Source organism: Empedobacter sedimenti (genome assembly GCF_030005555.1).
Taxonomy (GTDB): domain Bacteria; phylum Bacteroidota; class Bacteroidia; order Flavobacteriales; family Weeksellaceae; genus Empedobacter; species Empedobacter sedimenti.
The window spans coordinates 54153-73151 of record NZ_JASCQG010000010.1 but is presented as its reverse complement, the minus strand read 5'-3'; the positions used below and the strand labels follow the sequence as shown (position 1 = coordinate 73151).

The 18999-nt window shown below is 33.1% G+C and carries 18 protein-coding genes; 8 read left to right on the top strand and 10 right to left on the bottom strand.

Annotated elements, in window-relative coordinates; genetic code table 11:
- Nucleotides 1-134: 134 nt before the first annotated feature.
- The 9 genes from hisIE to hisG form a co-directional block, all read right to left on the bottom strand.
- Complete coding sequence (gene hisIE / locus QHG34_RS10570; RefSeq protein WP_282630157.1) at nucleotides 135-746, bottom strand: bifunctional phosphoribosyl-AMP cyclohydrolase/phosphoribosyl-ATP diphosphatase HisIE; 612 nt, start codon at nucleotides 744-746, stop codon at nucleotides 135-137.
- A complete protein-coding gene (gene hisF / locus QHG34_RS10565; RefSeq protein WP_282630156.1) occupies nucleotides 743-1495 on the bottom strand; it encodes an imidazole glycerol phosphate synthase subunit HisF in 753 nt (250 codons plus the stop codon). Before hisF ends, hisIE begins: the two co-directional genes overlap by 4 nt.
- 76 nt (nucleotides 1496-1571) lie before the next feature.
- Nucleotides 1572-1931 carry a four helix bundle protein gene (locus QHG34_RS10560; RefSeq protein ID WP_282630155.1) on the bottom strand — a complete coding sequence of 120 codons (360 nt, stop codon included), beginning with the start codon at nucleotides 1929-1931 and terminating at the stop codon, nucleotides 1572-1574.
- 129 nt (nucleotides 1932-2060) lie between these two features.
- Nucleotides 2061-2774: a 1-(5-phosphoribosyl)-5-[(5-phosphoribosylamino)methylideneamino]imidazole-4-carboxamide isomerase gene (hisA, locus tag QHG34_RS10555; RefSeq protein WP_282630154.1), complete on the bottom strand. Its 714-nt coding sequence runs from the start codon at nucleotides 2772-2774 to the stop codon at nucleotides 2061-2063.
- Between the two features lie 83 nt (nucleotides 2775-2857).
- Complete coding sequence (gene hisH, locus QHG34_RS10550) at nucleotides 2858-3457, bottom strand: imidazole glycerol phosphate synthase subunit HisH (RefSeq protein WP_282630153.1); 600 nt, start codon at nucleotides 3455-3457, stop codon at nucleotides 2858-2860.
- Between the two features lie 83 nt (nucleotides 3458-3540).
- Nucleotides 3541-4674 carry a bifunctional histidinol-phosphatase/imidazoleglycerol-phosphate dehydratase HisB gene (gene hisB, locus QHG34_RS10545; RefSeq protein WP_282630152.1) on the bottom strand — a complete coding sequence of 378 codons (1134 nt, stop codon included), beginning with the start codon at nucleotides 4672-4674 and terminating at the stop codon, nucleotides 3541-3543.
- A gap of 142 nt (nucleotides 4675-4816) precedes the next feature.
- Nucleotides 4817-5863 (bottom strand): histidinol-phosphate transaminase, encoded by a 1047-nt coding sequence (gene hisC / locus QHG34_RS10540; protein WP_282630151.1) that lies wholly within the window; start codon nucleotides 5861-5863, stop codon nucleotides 4817-4819.
- Nucleotides 5864-5884: 21 nt separating this feature from the next.
- The gene (gene hisD, locus QHG34_RS10535) at nucleotides 5885-7171 is read right to left on the bottom strand and encodes a histidinol dehydrogenase (RefSeq protein ID WP_282630150.1); all 1287 of its coding nucleotides are present in this window, start codon (nucleotides 7169-7171) and stop codon (nucleotides 5885-5887) included.
- 71 nt (nucleotides 7172-7242) lie between these two features.
- Nucleotides 7243-8100 carry an ATP phosphoribosyltransferase gene (gene hisG / locus QHG34_RS10530; protein WP_282630149.1) on the bottom strand — a complete coding sequence of 286 codons (858 nt, stop codon included), beginning with the start codon at nucleotides 8098-8100 and terminating at the stop codon, nucleotides 7243-7245.
- Nucleotides 8101-8507: 407 nt separating this feature from the next.
- On the opposite strand from hisG, the gene hflX reads away from it, so the two are divergent.
- Together hflX and QHG34_RS10520 are read left to right on the top strand one after the other, a co-directional pair.
- Nucleotides 8508-9728: a GTPase HflX gene (gene hflX / locus QHG34_RS10525; RefSeq protein WP_282630148.1), complete on the top strand. Its 1221-nt coding sequence runs from the start codon at nucleotides 8508-8510 to the stop codon at nucleotides 9726-9728.
- 80 nt (nucleotides 9729-9808) lie between these two features.
- On the top strand, nucleotides 9809-10519 hold the full coding sequence (locus QHG34_RS10520) for a DNA alkylation repair protein (protein WP_282630147.1): 711 nt from the start codon (nucleotides 9809-9811) through the stop codon (nucleotides 10517-10519).
- 58 nt (nucleotides 10520-10577) lie between these two features.
- Here the strand turns inward: QHG34_RS10520 and QHG34_RS10515 are convergent, their stop codons facing one another.
- Nucleotides 10578-11285: a Crp/Fnr family transcriptional regulator gene (locus QHG34_RS10515; RefSeq protein ID WP_282630146.1), complete on the bottom strand. Its 708-nt coding sequence runs from the start codon at nucleotides 11283-11285 to the stop codon at nucleotides 10578-10580.
- 75 nt (nucleotides 11286-11360) lie between these two features.
- Between QHG34_RS10515 and QHG34_RS10510 the strand changes: the two genes are divergently transcribed.
- The 6 genes from QHG34_RS10510 (at nucleotide 11361) to ccoG (ending at nucleotide 18998) form a co-directional block, all read left to right on the top strand.
- On the top strand, nucleotides 11361-13757 hold the full coding sequence (locus QHG34_RS10510) for a heavy metal translocating P-type ATPase (protein ID WP_282630145.1): 2397 nt from the start codon (nucleotides 11361-11363) through the stop codon (nucleotides 13755-13757).
- A 79-nt stretch (nucleotides 13758-13836) separates the two neighbouring features.
- Nucleotides 13837-14001, top strand: a complete 165-nt coding sequence (ccoS, locus tag QHG34_RS10505) for a cbb3-type cytochrome oxidase assembly protein CcoS (protein WP_019974626.1) — start codon at nucleotides 13837-13839, stop codon at nucleotides 13999-14001.
- The gene (ccoO, locus tag QHG34_RS10500) at nucleotides 14001-16268 is read left to right on the top strand and encodes a cytochrome-c oxidase, cbb3-type subunit II (RefSeq protein ID WP_282630143.1); all 2268 of its coding nucleotides are present in this window, start codon (nucleotides 14001-14003) and stop codon (nucleotides 16266-16268) included. Before ccoS ends, ccoO begins: the two co-directional genes overlap by 1 nt.
- On the top strand, nucleotides 16268-16468 hold the full coding sequence (locus QHG34_RS10495) for a cbb3-type cytochrome c oxidase subunit 3 (RefSeq protein WP_282630142.1): 201 nt from the start codon (nucleotides 16268-16270) through the stop codon (nucleotides 16466-16468). The genes ccoO and QHG34_RS10495 overlap by 1 nt, the downstream gene beginning before the upstream one ends.
- On the top strand, nucleotides 16465-17412 hold the full coding sequence (locus QHG34_RS10490; RefSeq protein WP_282630140.1) for a cbb3-type cytochrome c oxidase N-terminal domain-containing protein: 948 nt from the start codon (nucleotides 16465-16467) through the stop codon (nucleotides 17410-17412). Before QHG34_RS10495 ends, QHG34_RS10490 begins: the two co-directional genes overlap by 4 nt.
- A 104-nt stretch (nucleotides 17413-17516) precedes the next feature.
- Nucleotides 17517-18998 (top strand): cytochrome c oxidase accessory protein CcoG, encoded by a 1482-nt coding sequence (gene ccoG / locus QHG34_RS10485; RefSeq protein WP_282630139.1) that lies wholly within the window; start codon nucleotides 17517-17519, stop codon nucleotides 18996-18998.
- The last annotated feature ends 1 nt before the right edge of the window (nucleotide 18999 follow it).

Here is an 18999-nt window from a genome sequence, read left to right as displayed (position 1 = left end):
TGATTTCAAAAGTATTATTTTTATTTATAATAATTCTAATTAAAATGGTTAATTTTCGTTAATTCTGCTAAACATCAGTTTTTTGTGCATAAAAAAAGTTGCTATTTAGCAACCTTAAATTTGTTTATAAGTATTTATTCTGATCTTCTCGGACCATTTTCTCTCGATTTTAAGACATTTTCTACATCTTCTAATTTGAAACCTTTCGCTTTTAACAAAATTAAATAGTGGTACATTAAATCGGCTGCTTCACCCAAAAAAAGATCATCATTGTTGTCTTTCGCTTCAATTACAATTTCTACAGCTTCTTCACCTACTTTTTGGGCAATTTTGTTAATACCTTTATTATATAGTTTATAGGTGTAAGAATCTTTGTCTTCGGCTAAAACAATTCTATCATTAATAGTTTGCTCTAATTCATACACAAATCCATGATTCGAAACTTCATTAAAACAAGTCGTAGAACCTGTGTGGCAAGTTGGTCCAAATGGTTTTGCTTTGATCAGAATCGTATCGTTGTCGCAATCAACTGCAATAGATTTCACTTCTAAAAAATTACCTGATTCTTCGCCTTTTGTCCATAATCTATTTTTTGAACGAGAATAGAAAGTCACTTTTCCAATTTCTTGGGTTTTCTCGAATGCTTCTTCGTTCATATAACCTAACATCAAGACCTTGTTGTTAAGATAATTTTGAATAATAACAGGAACTAATCCGTCATTACTTTTATTGAAATCGATGTTCATCGTATCGGAATATTTTGTTCTTTTAAATAATTTTTAAGCGTCGGAATCGGAATTTCTCCAAAGTGGAAAATACTTGCCGCCAATCCACCACTCGCTTTAGTTTGGGTAAAAACTTCTGTAAAATGTTCCATTTTTCCTGCTCCACCAGAGGCAATCACTGGAAGATTTACAATATCCGCAACCGATTTAGTAATATCAATTTTGAAACCAGCTTTTGTTCCATCACCATCCATTGAAGTTAATAGAATTTCGCCAGCGCCCAATTCTTCTACTTTCTTTACCCAATCCAAAGTTTCCCAATCGGTTTCGATTTTTCCACCGCTAACAAACACTTTTTGTGTTCCGTTCACATTGCGTGTATCTACTGCAACTACGACACATTGCGATCCAAAACGAGCCGCTAAATCAGCTACTAACTGTGGGTTTTTAACAGCAGAGGAATTCACTGAAACTTTGTCTGCACCTGCTTTTATGACCGCAGAAGCGTCTTCCACCGAATTGATTCCGCCACCAACTGTAAACGGAATATTAATCGCCGAAGCAATTTTTTCGACCATTTCAGCCAAAGTTTTACGTTTTTCAATGGTTGCTGTGATATCCAAAAACACCAATTCATCAGCGCCTTCTTCTACATATTTTTTTGCCAATTCAACTGGATCTCCCGCATCGCGTAATCCTTCGAAATTAACACCTTTTACCGTTCTTCCATCTTTGATATCAAGACACGGAATGATTCTTTTTTTTAACACAGTTTGTATTTTTGATTTACGAATTCAGATTTACGATGTATTTCAACTGTTAATCTTAAATCATCAATCGTAAATATTAAGTTTTATTCTGTTTGTTTCTCAAAGTTTTTATTGAACTTACAACGATTGATAAAATTTCATTGAGTTCAATTTTAAGTTCTTTAATTTTTGGTGATTGAAATAATTTGGATTCTTCTAAAATCTCTAACCAATAAATGGTTTCATCTGTTTCTTCTTCAACTATTTTCAGTTTGTTAATAAAATCTGCCGTTGATTTAGCTCTGCAAGCAGCTCTATAGTTTGCTCCAATTGAAGTTGCACTTCGGATGATTTGATTAGAAATAGCTCTAGTTGCAATTGAATTTGGGAATTGATGAATCAAAAGAATAATATCTATTCCAACTTGCTTCGTTCTTTTCTTAATGATCTCTTGCATAAGATTAATTTTAGATTTACGAGATACAATTTACGAAATCTTTATTTTGGATCTACGGTTCTAGATTTACGATGTTTGATTTTTAAATTTATTAATAATCATCAATCATCAATCATCAATCGTCAATCGCTAAATCAACAATCGTAAATCCTTCAAATCTATTCTTCCTTCATAAATCGCTTTTCCTAAAATTGCTCCTTCGCAACCTAATTCTTTCACTTTAATTAAATCGTCGATTGAAGAAACACCACCCGAAGCAATTAATTTGATGTCAGCAGCGGCTAAAATTTCTGCATACAATTCGTTTGAAGTTCCTTGTAACATACCATCTTTAGCGATGTCTGTACAAATTACATACTCAATTCCTTTGGCTTTGTATTCTTTGATAAAATCAATCACATCCAATTCAGAAGTTTCTAACCAGCCGTGAGTAGCAATTTTTCGGTCTTTAGCATCTGCGCCTAAAATGATTTTATCGCTTCCGTATTGATTAATCCATTCCTGAAATAACGTCGGATTTTGAACCGCAATACTTCCTCCAGTAATTTGATTAGCACCACATTCAAAAGCAATTCGGATATCATCATTTGCCTTAATTCCACCTCCAAAATCAACTCTTAAATTGGTTTTAGACGTAATTAATTCTAAGGTTTTATAATTTATGATTTGCTTTGATTTCGCTCCATCTAAATCCACCAAGTGTAGATATTCAATGCCGTAATCCTCAAATTCTTTCGCAACTTCCAATGGATTTTCGTTGTATATTTTTTTTGTATCGTAATCGCCTTGTGATAAACGAACACATTTTCCGTCGATAATATCTATTGCTGGGATGATTCTCATATGTTTGATTTTAGGATTTATAATTTTAGATTTACGATTTTAGATTTTTTAATCGTAATTCGTCAATCAACAATCGTAAATAATTAAATACTTAAAAAGTTTTTCAATATCTGTTCTCCAATTCCAGCTGATTTCTCTGGGTGAAATTGAGTTGCGTAAAAATTATCTTTATGTAAAGCAGCCGAATATTCTAAAATGTAATTCGTCTTAGCAATCGTGAAATTAGATAATTCACAATAATAGCTGTGTACATAATAGATGTCGGAGTTTTCTTTAACATTTTCAAATAATTTTGCTGGAAGATTATAGATGATATTTTGAAAATCATAAATGGTATTCCAACCCATGTGAGGAACGATTTCTTTTGACGGAAATAATTTTACTTGAATTGGGAAAATTCCTAAACAATTTGTATTTCCTTCCTCCGAATATTCGCACATCAATTGCTGTCCTAAACATATTCCTAAAGTTGGTTGTTTTAAATTTTTGATGACTTTGTCTAATCCTTTTTCTTTCAGATAAGCCATTGCCGAACTCGCTTCTCCGACACCAGGGAAAATTACTTTATCTGCGTTTCGCAAGGTTTCAAAATCGTCTGTGATTACTGCTTCATAACCCAAACGAGTTACGGCATTGTATACCGATTTTACATTTCCTGCGTTGTATTTTACTATTGCTATCATATATTTTGATTTACGAATTCAGATTTTAGATTTACGATTTTAAAATCAAAATAATCGTCAATCGTAATTCTACAATCTAAAATTTATAACATTCCTTTCGTCGATGGTAAAATCATTTTTTCTGGATCGCGTTTCACCGCCACTTTAATCGCTTTGGCAAATGCTTTGAAAATCGCTTCGATTTTATGGTGCTCATTTGTACCTTCTGCTTTGATATTTAAGTTGGCTTTTGCTCCGTCCGTAAATGATTTGAAGAAGTGATAAAACATTTCAGTTGGCATTTGACCAATCATTTCTCGTTTAAAATCCGCTTCCCAGACCAACCAATTTCTTCCACCAAAATCAATCGCTGCTTGCGCCAAACAATCGTCCATTGGCAATGTAAAACCGTAACGCTCGATACCTAATTTATTGCCTAAAGCTTGTCCAAAAACTTCGCCCAAAGCAATCGCCGTATCTTCAATCGTGTGGTGTTCGTCAACTTCTAAATCGCCATCAACTTTTATCACTAAATCCATTTGTCCGTGACGCGCAATTTGATCCAACATGTGATCGAAAAAGTGTAAACCCGTGGAAATATCCGATTTTCCAGTTCCGTCAAGATTTAAATCGATTTTGATTTTCGTTTCATTGGTGTTTCGAACGATAGAAGCGGTACGATTTTGAAGTTTTAAGAACTCATAAATCTCTTTCCAAGAAGTTGTTTTTAAAGCTATGGCATCATTCAAACCTTCGTTATCGTTAATTTCTTCTGCGCCTAAAGCTTCATCATTTGCAATAAAAATTCCTTTTCCGCCAAGATTTTGAGCCAATTTAACATCCGTGATACGATCACCAATCACAAACGAATTAGTTAAATCATATTCAGGATTATTGATGTATTTCGTCAATAAAGCTGTTCCTGGTTTACGTGTTGGTGCATTTTCGTGCGCAAAAGTTTTGTCAATGTAAATATCTGTGAACTTCACGCCTTCATTTTCAAAAGCTTTTACCACGAAATTCTGTATTGGCCAAAACAATTCTTCCGGATTTGCAGGTGTTCCCAAACCGTCTTGGTTGGTTACCATCGCCAATTCGTAATCCAATTCTTTCGCAATTTTACCTAAATAAGTAAATGCTTCTGGATAGAATTCTAATTTCGAAAAGTTATCAACTTGATAATCTTCTGGCTCTAAAATCATTGTTCCATCGCGGTCTATGAATAGTATTTTTTTCATAATTTAATTAATGTACGATTTACGATTTTTGATTTACGATTAAAAGAATTTACGAGTTAGTATTTTAGATTTACCATTATAGAGAATCGTAAATCGTCTATCAACAATCGTAAATAATTCTTCGTAATTCACCAATCATAAATTATATTGTTTTAAGTGTTTGTGTTAATTTCTGATTTTCAAGTTCCGTTCCAACAGTTATACGTAAGCAATTCTTGCATAAATCATCGTTGTTTCGGTTACGAATAACAATTCCTTTTTCAACCAATTGATTGTAACGTTCGTTCGCATTATCTACTTTAATTAAAATGAAATTGGCATCGCTTGGATATATTTTCTCTACAAATGAAATCTCAGTTAAAGCATTTTCTAAAACTTCTTTTTGTTGAATAATAGTATTTGTTGCAGCTACCACTTTATCGTAATCGCTTAAAATTTCAATCGCTTTTAATTGCGTTAATTGGTTAATATTATAAGGAGGTTTGATTTTATTTAAAACATCAACAATTTCTTTAGATGCATATAAAATTCCTAAACGGATTCCGGCTAAACCAACGGCTTTCGATAGAGTTTGCGTTACGATTATGTTAGGATAATTGTTGATTTCTTCAATCAAAGACGGTTCACTTGCAAAATCAATATACGCTTCGTCGATAATGACTAAACCATTGAAACGTTTTACAATTTCTAAAATCGAATCTCTTTTGATAATTTCTCCCGTAGGATTGTTCGGAGAACACAAGAAAATCATTTTTGTGTTGTCATCAATTTTTGAGAAAATATCTTCGATGTTAGGTTGGAAATCGGCTTCGTTTAATAATGATTTGCGGTATTCAATTGCATTTAGATTAGCTAAAACTCCGTACATTCCATAAGAAGGAGAAATCGCAATAACATTATCTTGATTCGGTTCGCAGAAGGCACGAAAAATTAAATCCAACACTTCATCGCTGCCATTTCCTAATAAAATCTGATTCGCAGGAAAGTTTTTCAACTCACTTAAAATCGATTTTACATTGCGCTGCAAAGGATCTGGATAACGATTTAATCCATTATTGAACGGATTTTCGTTTGCATCTAAGAAAACGAAATCGTAATTTATTTCTTGAAATTCGTCACGAGCCGATGAATACGCTTTCATTGCTTTTACGTTGGGACGAATGATATTGTTTATGTTGAATGTATTCATTTACAATTTTTGAATTACGATTTACGATTTTAGATCATTTAGTCTTAAAGTCACTGCATTTTTGTGCGCAAATAATTCTTCGGCTTCCGCCATTAATTCGATTGCTGGACCAATGTTTTGAATTCCCTCTGCTGTTAATTTCTGAAACGTGATTTTCTTGATGAAACTGTCCAAAGAGACGCCCGAATAGTTTTTCGCATAACCATTTGTTGGTAAGGTATGATTAGTTCCTGACGCATAATCTCCTGCCGATTCGCACGAATAATTTCCTAAGAAAACAGAACCTGCATTGATGATTTTATCAATATATTCTTCAGCTGTTTCGCAAGCAAAGATTAAGTGCTCTGGTGCATAAATATTAGAAAAACTTACGCATTCATTGATAGAATTCAATACAATTCCTCTTGAATTTTCTAAAGCTTGAGCAGCTAATTCTTTTCTTGGAAGAACTTTTAGTTGAGCATTAATTTCTACAATGGTTTCAGTTAGAATTTTTTCACTTGTTGTTAATAAAATCACTTGAGAATCAATTCCGTGTTCAGCTTGTGATAATAAATCAGCAGCAACATATTTAGGAACAGAGGTTTCATCTGCAATCACTAAAACTTCGCTTGGACCAGCGGGCATATCAATCGCAACGCCAAAATTTTGAGCAACTTGTTTTGCAGCAGTTACATATTGATTTCCAGGACCGAATATTTTATCGACTTTCTGAATGGTTTCTGTTCCAAAAGTTAATGCGCCAATCGCTTGAATTCCACCGATTTTGTAGATTTTCTCAATTCCGATTAAGTTCGCAGTATATAATATTGCTGGGTGAATTTTTCCTTCTTTGTTAGGAGGCGTACATAAAATAATATTTTGACAACCCGCCAATTTTGCAGGAATTCCTAACATTAACGTTGTAGAAAATAAAGGAGCTGTTCCACCAGGAATGTAAATTCCAACATTTTCAATTCCGCGAGATTCTCTCCAACAATTCACACCTTTCGTTGTTTCAATGGTTTGAATTTCTTCTCGTTGAGCAGCGTGAAATTTCTCAATATTCGAAGCGGCTAATTGGATCGCTTGTTTCAATTCTTCAGAAATTAAGCTTTTTGCTTCTTCAATTTCTTCTGTAGCAACTTCCAAAGAAGTTAATTTAACTTTGTCAAATTGTTCGGTAAAATCAATTAAAGCTTGATCTTTTTTGGTTTGAATCTTTCCAAAAACATCTAAAACGATCTTTTGTAAATCTTGTGCTTCTTTCGTTGGTCGAGCCGTTAAGTCTGACCAATCCGAAAGTTGAGGGTTAATGTATGTTTGCATTTTGTTACGAATTACGATTTTAGAATTACGAATTACGATTCAATCGTAAATTGTAAATCGTCAATCAAAAATTATAAAATCATTTTCTCAATTTCTAACACTAAAATTCCTTCGGCACCTAAAGCTTTCAATTGTTCGATGATGTCCCAAAAAGTATCTTCTTTAATGACGGTGTGGATAGATGACCACCCTTCTTCGGCCAATGGTAAAACGGTTGGAGATTTCATTCCAGGTAATAAAGCAATGATTTCTTCTAGTTTTTCGTTTGGTGCATTTAATAAAATGTATTTATTCTCAGAAGATTGTTTTACTGCTTCAATTCTGAATAAAAGACGATCTACAATAGCTTGTTTTTCAGCGTCAAGATTTTTATTTGCAATTAAAACAGCTTGAGATTCAACAACAGTTTCAACTTGTTTCAAACCGTTTGTAAGTAGAGTAGAACCTGTAGACACAATATCAAAAATAGCATTTGCAAGACCAATACTTGGCGCAATTTCTACGCTTCCGCCAATTTCTTCAATTTTGACATTGATTTCTTTCTCGTCGAAGAATTTTTGAAGAATTTTCGGATAAGAAGTCGCGATTTTTTTATCCTGAAAATAACTTAAATCAGTATAAATTTCATCTTTAGGAATAGCTAAACATAATTTGCATGCTGCAAATCCTAATTGACGAATTTGTGCAACATCTTTATCTTTTTCCCATACTTCATTTTCACCTAAAATTCCGATGTCAGCAACGCCTTGCTCTACATATTGAGGAATATCATCGTCGCGTAAAAATAAAACTTCGATAGGGAAATTTGGAGATTCTGTTCTTAGTTTTCGATTACTTGTTGAGATTTTAATCCCGCAATCTTTTAATAATTCGAGTGATTTTTCACTTAATCGACCACTTTTCTGAATGGCTATTTTTAATTTACTCATTTATAGTATTTTATATTTTTAAGTTTGAGTAAATCGAAAAGTTTTTAATTTGAAAGAATAAAAAAATCCCGTTCGATTTACTCAAACGGGATTTGATATATCATTGACACATGTCCATATCACAATCAGCTCGCTTGAGTGCAAGTATGATAATGATGATGATGGAACTGAATTGTGTACATTTTTACTTTTTTGTTGAAACAAATTTATAAAGTATATTTCAATTGACAATGAATAATTTAAAAAAAAGAAAAAGTTTAGTTTTATTGAAATGTAATAGCTTTTTTGTTCTAAATAATTTTAAAAAAGGTTAATTTGTAATTGATTTTGATTAAATCTATAAAATGGCAAGATTTTTACTAAAGTTCTGTTACATCAAAAACTTTACTTTATTTTTGCAGTAATATATGTTAGAAAAACAAGAAACACAATACGAAAAAGTTGTTTTAGTAGGATTGATCACTCGTGAACAATCTGAGGAAAAACTGACTGAATACATGGACGAATTGGAGTTCTTAGCTTATACAGCAGGAGCTACAGTTGGAGAACGTTTTACTCAAAAAATGGATCGACCAGATTCTAAATTTTTTGTAGGAAGCGGAAAGTTAGATGAAATCACAGCTTTTGTAGAAGAGTATGATATAGATACGGTTATTTTTGATGACGAATTAACTCCTTCTCAATTGAAAAATATTGAGAAAGTGGTGAATCGAAAAATTATTGATAGAACACAGTTGATTTTAGATATTTTTGCTCAACGTGCGCAAACTTCATATGCGCGTACGCAAGTAGAGTTGGCACAATATCAATATTTATTACCACGATTAACACGTATGTGGACCCATTTAGAGCGTCAGCGTGGAGGTATTGGTATGCGTGGGCCTGGAGAAACGGAAATTGAAACGGATAGACGTATTATTCGTGATCGTATCACATTACTGAAAGAGAAACTGAAAGGTATTGATAAACAAATGGCTACTCAACGTAAGAATCGTGGACAATTGGTTCGTGTTTCTTTAGTTGGTTATACAAATGTGGGTAAATCTACGTTAATGAATGTTTTATCTAAGTCAGAGGTTTTTGCTGAAAATAAATTATTTGCGACATTAGATACAACAGTTCGTAAGGTTGTAATTGGTAATTTGCCTTTTTTATTAACGGATACAGTAGGATTTATTCGCAAGTTGCCAACTCAATTAGTAGAGTCTTTTAAATCTACGTTAGATGAGGTTCGTGAAGCAGATTTGTTGGTGCATGTTGTAGATATTTCGCATCCAAGTTTTGAGGATCATGTCAATTCTGTGAATCAAATTTTAGCCGAAATAGAATCTAAAGAAAAGCCTACTGTGATGGTTTTTAATAAAATAGATAATTTTTCGTATGTTAAACAAGATGATGATGATTTGACTGAAAAGAAATTCGAAAATTATTCGCTTGAAGATTGGAAACGTACTTGGTTTGCTAAGACAGATTATCCAACATTATTTATTTCTGCAACAGAAAAAGATAATTTAGAGGAGCTACGCAAAACAATTTATGAAGAAGTGAAAAATATTCACACAAAACGTTTTCCTTACAATAATTTCCTTTTTCAGTATTATGATGAGGAGGAAGAAACAGAAGAATAAGATATTCAATAAATAAAAAAAAAAGAGTTCGAGCTATTGAACTCTTTTTTTTTGTTAACTTCAGTATTAATTTAATAATTATGGTTGTAAATCAAGTAAGAAACTCATTGCAAGATTTAGTTGAAGAAGGTAAAGCAGAAATTATGAAGCGCTTTTTCAAGACAGGTAAAGGCGAGTATGGTGAAGGTGATCAGTTTTTGGGAATTACAGTTCCTAATCAGCGATTGGTAGCAAAAGAGTTTTATTTGGCTATTTCTTTAGATGAACTCAAAGAGTTGTTACAATCAACCATTCACGAATACCGTTTGACAGCATTGTTGATGTTAGTTTCAAAATATCAAAAATCAAAAGATATTGATGAGCAAAAGCGTATTGTAGATTTTTATTTATCTAATACTACTTACATTAATAACTGGGATTTGGTAGACACAAGTTGTTATAATATTTTGGGGCATTATTGCTTTCATCATAATCAAGAAAATTTATTATTTGATTTAGCACAATCCGATGATATGTGGGAAAAACGAATCGCAATTGTTTCAACCAATTATTATATCCGGAAAAAAGTATTGGATGTTGTGCCAGAAATTGTAGTGATAAATCTTAATCATCCACATGATTTAATGCACAAAGCAAACGGATGGATGTTACGCGAAATGGGTAAAAAAGATGATGAAAAGTTAATTCATTTCTTAGATGAATATACGTTAAAATTGCCGCGAACAACTTTACGTTACGCAGTAGAAAAAATGGATCCTACACTGAAAGATTATTACATGAAGTTGAAATAAAATGATAATAAAAAAGTCGCTATATAAGCGACTTTTTTTATTGTATATAGTATATTTTTTATAAAATAACGTGACCTAATTTAGTTAATTTTTGGTGATCTAAAACTTTGATTTTTCTTCCTTCAACTTCAATCAACTCATCTGTTTTAAATTCAGAAATCAAACGAATTGCAGATTCTGTTGCAGTACCAATCAAATTCGCCATTTCTTCTCGCGTTAACGAAATGTTGATAAAACCATCCTTGTCCGTTCCTAACTTTCCTTCTAATAAAATTAAAACTTCTGCTAAACGCTCGCGAACTGTTTTTTGGGCTAAATAAGTAATTGTACGTGCATATTCACCTAAATCTTTCGCAATTCTTTGCAAAATATTGAATGCTAATTTAGGATTAACTTCTAATAATTTTAAGAAGAATTTTTCAGGAATATAATAGATTTCTATCGACGTCATTGCAGTTGCAGAAGCTCCAAAAACTTCTTGGCTCAAAATAGAACGATAACCAATTATATCACCTTCATTAATAAAACGTAGAATTTGCTCTTTTCCATTGAAACCAATCTTGAAAAGTTTTGCAGTTCCTTTCATTACACAATAAATACCCTTTGGCGTATTTCCTTCTTGTATAATTTCGTCACCTTTTTTCAGATTAATAATTTTCTTCTCCTGTTCAAACTCCAGTAATTCTTCTTTGGTAAAAACTCCAAAAGATTCTGGGTTATCAAACATTGCTCTTATCGACTCTACATTCTCATTAAACTCTGGCATATCGTATAGTTATGACTTAATTCATACAAAGTTAACGTTATTTCTGGTAAAAGGAAAGTAATTTTGTAAAATAGTATGGAAGAGAATTGTTTTCACTGTGGTCAACGAATTGAAGAAGAGGTTATTCAGTTCGATGAAAAAGACTTTTGTTGTCAGGGTTGTAAGACGGTTTATGAGATTTTGAATATAAATGATCTTAAGGATTATTATGATCTTAATCGAAATGCAGGTGTACGACCTGATGCGAAGAGTAATCATCAGTTTGATTTTTTAAATACCAAAGAAATTTTTGACAAAGTAGTCGATTTTTCTGATGATGGTGTTACCGTTGTTTCGTTTTTTGTGCCAGTTATGCACTGTACTTCTTGTGTTTGGCTGTTAGAGAGTTTGGATACAATTAATCCAAATATTATTTCATCTAATGTCAATTTTACGCAAAAAACGGTTCAGATTACCTATCGTGACGCAGATTTGCAGTTAGGAGATTTAGCTAGATTTATCACAAATCTGGGTTACAAACCATCTATTAATCTTAAAACTTTAGACAAAAAGAAGAAAAGTAAAGTCGATCGTTCTTTGGTGAGCAAATTGGTTATTGCAGGTTTCTGTTTTGGGAATATTATGCTTTTATCGTTCCCAGAGTATGTTGAGGTTTTTGGAAATGTGAAAGAACAATGGTTAGATCAGAACAAAGGTTACTTCCGTTGGACGATGTTTGCCTTATCACTTCCTGTTTTCTTTTATTCATCTACCGATTATTTTGTTTCGGCTTGGCAAGGTCTTAAAAATAAATACATCAACATTGATGTGCCAATTGCATTGGGAATCATTGTGATTATGTTCAAATCAACTTATGATATCATTTTCGATATTTCACCTGGTTATTTTGATACATTAGCGATGCTTCTGTTTCTGATGTTGACAGGAAAATGGTTTCAACAACAAACAATGCAAGCATTAGCGTTTGATAGAGATTATAAATCATTTTATCCTATTGCGGTTGCTAAAATTGAAAATGGACACGAATTACCAATTTTGTTGTCAGAATTGAAAAAAGGCGATCGAATCTTAATCAGAAATGAAGAAATTATTCCAGCTGATGCGATTTTGATGAAAGGCGAAGCAATGATTGATAACTCATTTGTAACGGGAGAATCGCGTTTAATTCCTAAAAAAGCAGGAGATAAAATTTTTGCAGGAGGAAAACAATCTGGTCATGCGATTGAGTTGGAAATTATTTCGGATGTTAATCAGAGTTACTTAACACAATTGTGGAACAATGATGCTTTCCAGAAAGAAGAATCAGAACTAAATGCACTTACCAATAAAATTAGTCATTATTTTACTATAATCATTTTGATTATTACAGCAATTTCAGCCGTTTACTGGTATTTTCATGATACTTCAAAAATATTAGAGGTTGTTACATCTATTTTGATTATCGCTTGTCCGTGTGCGCTAGGACTTTCTTCTCCATTTATTTTGGGACATATGATGCGAATTTTTGGGAACAAAAAGTTGTATGTAAAAAATACGTCTACCGTAGAACGTATGGACAAAATTACAGATATTGTTTTTGATAAAACGGGAACAATAACAGAAAGTGATGAAGCACAAGTTACATACGAAGGAAAAGAATTGTCTGAGTATCAGAAGCAGTTGGTAAAAACACTGATTAGAAATTCAAATCATCCGTTAAGTAGAACACTTTATAAAAAAATAAATGTGAATGATCACTTACCAATTGAGCATTACGAAGAAGTGGTAGGTAAAGGTCAGCAAGCCGAAGTAGATGGACATCAAGTAAAAGTTGGTTCGAGAAGTTTTACGAATGCAATTTTTAATGAAAATATATTGAATCAATCTCAAGTTTTTATATCAATTGATGGAGAAGTTTTTGGTAAATTTGTTTACACAAATCGATATCGAAAAGGTTTGGATGAATTGTTAAATGAATTGAATATGTATCAATTACATGTTTTGTCAGGAGATAATGATTCGGAGAAAGAATATTTAGAAACAATTTTTCCTGCAAATTCAAAGTTGATTTTTAATCAATCACCAGCAGATAAATTGGAATATATAAAAGCGTTAGAAACACAAGGAAAAAAAGTGATGATGCTTGGAGATGGATTGAATGATGCTGGAGCTTTGAAGCAAAGTACAGTCGGAATTTCTATCTCAGAAGATATTAACAGTTTTTCGCCTTCGTGTGATGGAATTTTAGATGCGAAAAGTTTTAAGGCAATTCCAAATTTTTTGAAATTATCTAAAACAACAATGAAATTTGTAAAGATCGCTTTCTTGATAAGTTTCTTGTATAACATTGTAGGGCTTAGTTTTGCTGTAACTGGTTATTTACAGCCAGTTGTAGCGGCGATTTTGATGCCTGTAAGTTCAATTTCCGTATTGATTTTTGCAACGGCAAGTACCCGAATTGCAGATAAATTAACAAAATGGAATTTAGACTGATTTTAAATTAGGGATATAAATACTGCTGTGACCAAAATCATTGTGATAAGAACTTACAGCTTTGTAATTTTGTACGGCTATGGGGATATTATTATTAATGATATTGGTTAGTGTCTCTTTAGGGGCAATTTTCCTTCTTTTATTCTTTTTGGGATACAAGAAAGGGCAATTTGATGAAGATGAATCTCCCGCAGTGAGAATGTTAAAAGATGATAAAAAAACACAAGATAAAATCGACTCATAATGCAAATGCAGACTTTTAGTTACGACAATAAGATCGTAAAGTATTTCCTTTATGCCACATTGTTTTGGGCAGTTATGGCATTTTTCTTTGGAGTATTGGTTGCAACTTTGTTGTTTTTTCCTACGTTACCAGAATACATCTTCGGATCAGATGATGGTACAATTGGAGGGAATATTCAAGGTTTAATCAATTCGCAAGGAAAACTTGGTTTTGGTAGATTAAGAATGATACACACAACATTTGCGGTTTTCGCCTTTGTTGGTAACTCTTTCTTTACCGGAGCTTATTATTCAATGCAAAGGTTGTTGAAAACCAGAATGTACAGCGATGTTTTAAGCTGGATAATTTTCTGGGGATGGCAATTATTTATTGTATTATCATTTGTAACATTCATCTTAGGATACAATACTTCTAAAGAGTATGCTGAGCACGAATGGCCAATTGATATTTTGATTGCACTTGTTTGGGTATTGTTCGGAACGCAAATGTTCTTAACGATTGCTAAACGTCGTGTACGTCACTTGTATGTAGCAATTTGGTTCTTTATCGGAACTTGGGCTGCAATTACAATGTTACACGTTTTTAATAACTTAGAAATTCCAGTTACTTTTAGCTTATCAGCTCCAAAATCGTATTCATTATACTCAGGGGTTCAAGATGCATTAGTACAATGGTGGTACGGACACAATGCCGTAGCTTTCTTCTTAACTACACCTATCTTAGGATTAATGTATTACTTTGTACCTAAAGCGGCAAATAGACCTGTATTCTCATACAAATTATCTATTATCCACTTCTGGTCATTAATCTTTATTTATATCTGGGCTGGTCCTCACCACTTGCTTTATACAGCATTACCAGGTTGGGCACAAGCTTTAGGAACAGGTTTCTCTATCATGTTAATCGCTCCATCTTGGGGAGGTATGTTAAATGGTTTATTAACATTACGTGGTGCATGGGATAAAGTAAGAGAAAATCCTGTATTGAAATTCTTCGTAGTTGCTTTAACTTGTTATGGTATGGCTACTTTTGAAGGTCCAATGTTAGCAACAAAAACATTAAATAAAATTGGTCACTTTACAGACTGGGTTCCTGCTCACGTACACGTAGGTACTTTAGGATGGAATGGATTTATCGCTTTTGGTATGATCTATTACTTAGCACCAAAATTATTCAACACAAAATTAGCATCTGTTAAGATGGCTAATGCTCACTTCTGGATTGGTACTTTTGGTATCTTATTCTGGGTAATTCCTATGTATGTTGCAGGATGGACACAAGGTTTAATGTGGAAACAATTTGCAGCAGACGGAACATTAGAATATGGTAACTTCTTACAAACAGTTACAATTCTTAAAAAATGGTTATATCCATTACGTGCATTTGGTGGTACATTATATTTGATCGGATCAGTATTAATGATTATCAATGTATGGAAAACAGCAAAAGCTGGATACTTTGTAGCAAACGAAGAAGCAGAAGCTCCTGCTTTAGCTCCAAAAACAGCTGCGCGTACACAAGGAGAAGGTGTTCACTCTTGGATTGAAAGAACTCCAATCGTTTTAACTATCGGAGCTGTATTAACATTAGCAGTTGGTGGTTTAGTAGAGATTGTTCCTACAATCGTTGTTAAATCTAATGTACCTACAATCGCAAGTATCAAACCTTATACTCCATTAGAGTTAGAAGGTCGTGATTTATATATTCGTGAAGGATGTAATGCTTGTCACACGCAAATGGTTCGTCCATTCCGTGACGAAGTAAAACGTTATGGTGAATACTCTAAAGCGGGAGAATTCGTATACGATCACCCATTCTTATGGGGTTCTAAGAGAACAGGTCCAGATTTACACCGCGAAGGAGGTAAAAATCCAGATGCTTGGCATTACAAACATATGTGGAATCCACGTTCTACATCAGATGGATCAATCATGCCACGTTACCCATGGTTAATTGAAAATAAATTAGACCGAGAGTTAACGCGTGATAAAATGAAATCAATGGTTGCATTAGGTGTTCCTTATCAAGATGAAGATTTTGATAGCATGAAGATTTCTATGGATAAGCAAGCTTTAGCTATTGAGCAAACAATCTTTAAAGATGCAAGTGACTTGAAAGAGTTATACGCAAAAAAAGAAGCTGAAGCGAAAAAAGAAGGCAAAGAATTTGTTCCATTAAGAGATCGTGAGATTACAGCTTTAATTGCTTACTTACAACGTTTAGGAACAGATATCAAAGCTGAACAAGTAGAGACAGCAAGTAACTAATGTTAAAATATTATAAAGAATTCCTATCTCAGTATGAGTATGCATCTTTGTTGCAGACCTTAATCTTAATCGGATTTATTACCGTTTTCGTAACGATATTTGTTCGAGTAATGAAAAAACCAAAAGGTTATTATAAAGACAACGAGTCTGCAGCATTAGATTTAGAACCAGAAGAGAAAGAAAAAAATAATACAAAATGAGACAACGTACCCCGGCTTATATTTTTATACCGTTAACGCTATTAGCAGTTATCTTAGCGTTTACAATGGTTACGCCAGTAGATGTGGTGCCAGAACCAGGTTTTCAAGGAATGATGCACAATTTATATGAGCACTTGAAACATGTTTTTGCACAAGGAATCTTCTGGGCTGTTTTGGCAGTTGCAATTGTGATGCTTTTAATTATCAATGCTTTAAATAAAGTTGTTGAGGCAGAAAAATTCAAACGTTTATCAACTGAAGAACAAAATCAATACCTTGCTGATGGTAAAATCGGTTACTTCAAAAGATTATTCAGCAGTGCTGGTAAAAAACAATCAGACGCAGAAGAAGAAGCAATCATTTTAGATCACGGTTTTGATGGAATTAAAGAGTTAGACAACGCTTTACCACAATGGTGGTTATCATTATTCTACTTTGGTGTAGTATTTATGGTAGTTTATGTAATGGCTTATAGCTTTACAGACTTTGCACACTCTGATAAAGAATTTGAAGAAGAAATGGTATACCTTAACGAGAGAGATAGTGTTTGGGCAGTTGCTAATGATATTGATATCACAGGAGCTGTAAACAAATCTAACGATCCTGCAATGGTAGAGCAAGGAAAAAAATTGTTCGAGCAAAACTGTACACAATGTCACATGGAAGGTGGTAAAGGTGGTATTGGACCAAACTTAACAGATGATTACTGGGTTAATCATGTAGAAGATAGTTTGTTCAAAAACATTTATCATATCATTTATGATGGATCTCCAAAAAATCCTCAGATGCGACCTTTCGGTCAACGTAAAGAGTTATCAGGTTTAGCAATCGAAAAAATTGCTTCTTACGTTTATTACATCAACCAAAAAGAGCCTACGAAAACTGTTGCTGAAGGAGCTGCAGATAAGCAAGGTGACTTGATGGAAGCGTGGAAACAAAAGTAATTTAGATTTATCTAAAACAACAAATATCATAGTAGAAGAGAGCTTATTTATAAGCTCTCTTTTTATTTTTAGTCGTATCTTTGATTAATATAAAATTCAGTAAGATGAGTGCTCAGAATTCAGATAAAAGGGATGAATTTAAGTTAGATGATTATTTAGACGAAAATAGTCAAATGAACGAAGGTGTACGTTCATCAATTGGTACTATGGAGACTACTGGTGAGCGTAAATGGGTATACCCAAAGAAACCTCACGGAAAGTTTACGAATTACAGAACCTATGTCAGTTATGTATTATTAGCAATATTGTTAGTAACTCCGTTTGTGAAATTACCTAATGGTAATCCTTTATTTAAATTTGATGTTTTGCATAGTCAATTCGTTTTATTTGGATTTCCATTCTTTACATCAGACTTTTTCCTTTTAGCCTTAGGAATGATTACCACAATTATTTTCATCGTATTATTTACGATGGCTTATGGTCGATTGTTCTGTGGTTGGGTCTGCCCACAAACTATTTTCTTAGAAATGGTTTTTCGTAAAATAGAATATGCTATCGAAGGCGATCGAGCTAAACAAATGCGATTAGACAAACAGGAATGGGACGAAGAAAAAATTCGTAAAAAATTATTGAAATGGACCATCTTTGCAATCATTTCATTTATCATAGCAAATGTTTTCTTAGCATATATTATTGGAGCTGACGCCTTATACGCAGTCATAAAAGAAGGACCAGCAGATAATGTAGGAACATTAGTTGGGTTAGTATTCTTTTCTGCGATGTTTTACTTTGTATTTGCATGGTTTCGCGAACAAGCTTGTACATTGGTTTGTCCTTACGGACGTTTCCAAGGGGTATTAATTGATTCGCACACAATCAATGTTACATATGATTTTAAACGTGGAGAAGGAACTTCTGGTCGTGCTAAATTCAAAAAGAATGAAGATCGCAAAGCCGAAGGAAAAGGTGATTGTATAGATTGTGGACAATGTGTAGTTGTTTGTCCTACTGGAATTGATATTCGTAACGGAATTCAATTAGAGTGTGTAAACTGTACTGCTTGTATTGACGCCTGCGACGAAGTAATGGAAAAAGTTGGTTTACCAACAGGACTAATTCGCTATGCATCAGAAGACGATATCAAACGTGGAGAAAAATTCAAGTTTACAAAACGATTAGCAGCCTATACATTTGCATTATTACTATTAATTGGTGCAATGACAGCTTTCTTATTCTCTCGTTCTGATGTAGAATCTAAATATCTTAAAGTTCCAGGAACAGATTATAAAGTAGAAGGACAATATTACGTTAATCAGTTTGAATATACTTTGTACAATAAAACAAATGAAGATCAAATTGTTTCTGTACAGCTTTTATCACATAAAAACTCAAAGGTCGAAATGTATGAAGGTTCAAACAAATTGAACATGGAAAAAGGTCAAATCGTTCAAGGAAAATTCTTCCTTAAAATTCCGATGAACGAGATTAAATCATACAAAGAAAAAGTTGTAATAGGTTTAGTTAACAGTAAAGGAAAAGTAATCGATAAATACGAAACGAGCTTCTCAGCTCCATTCAAATATTAGA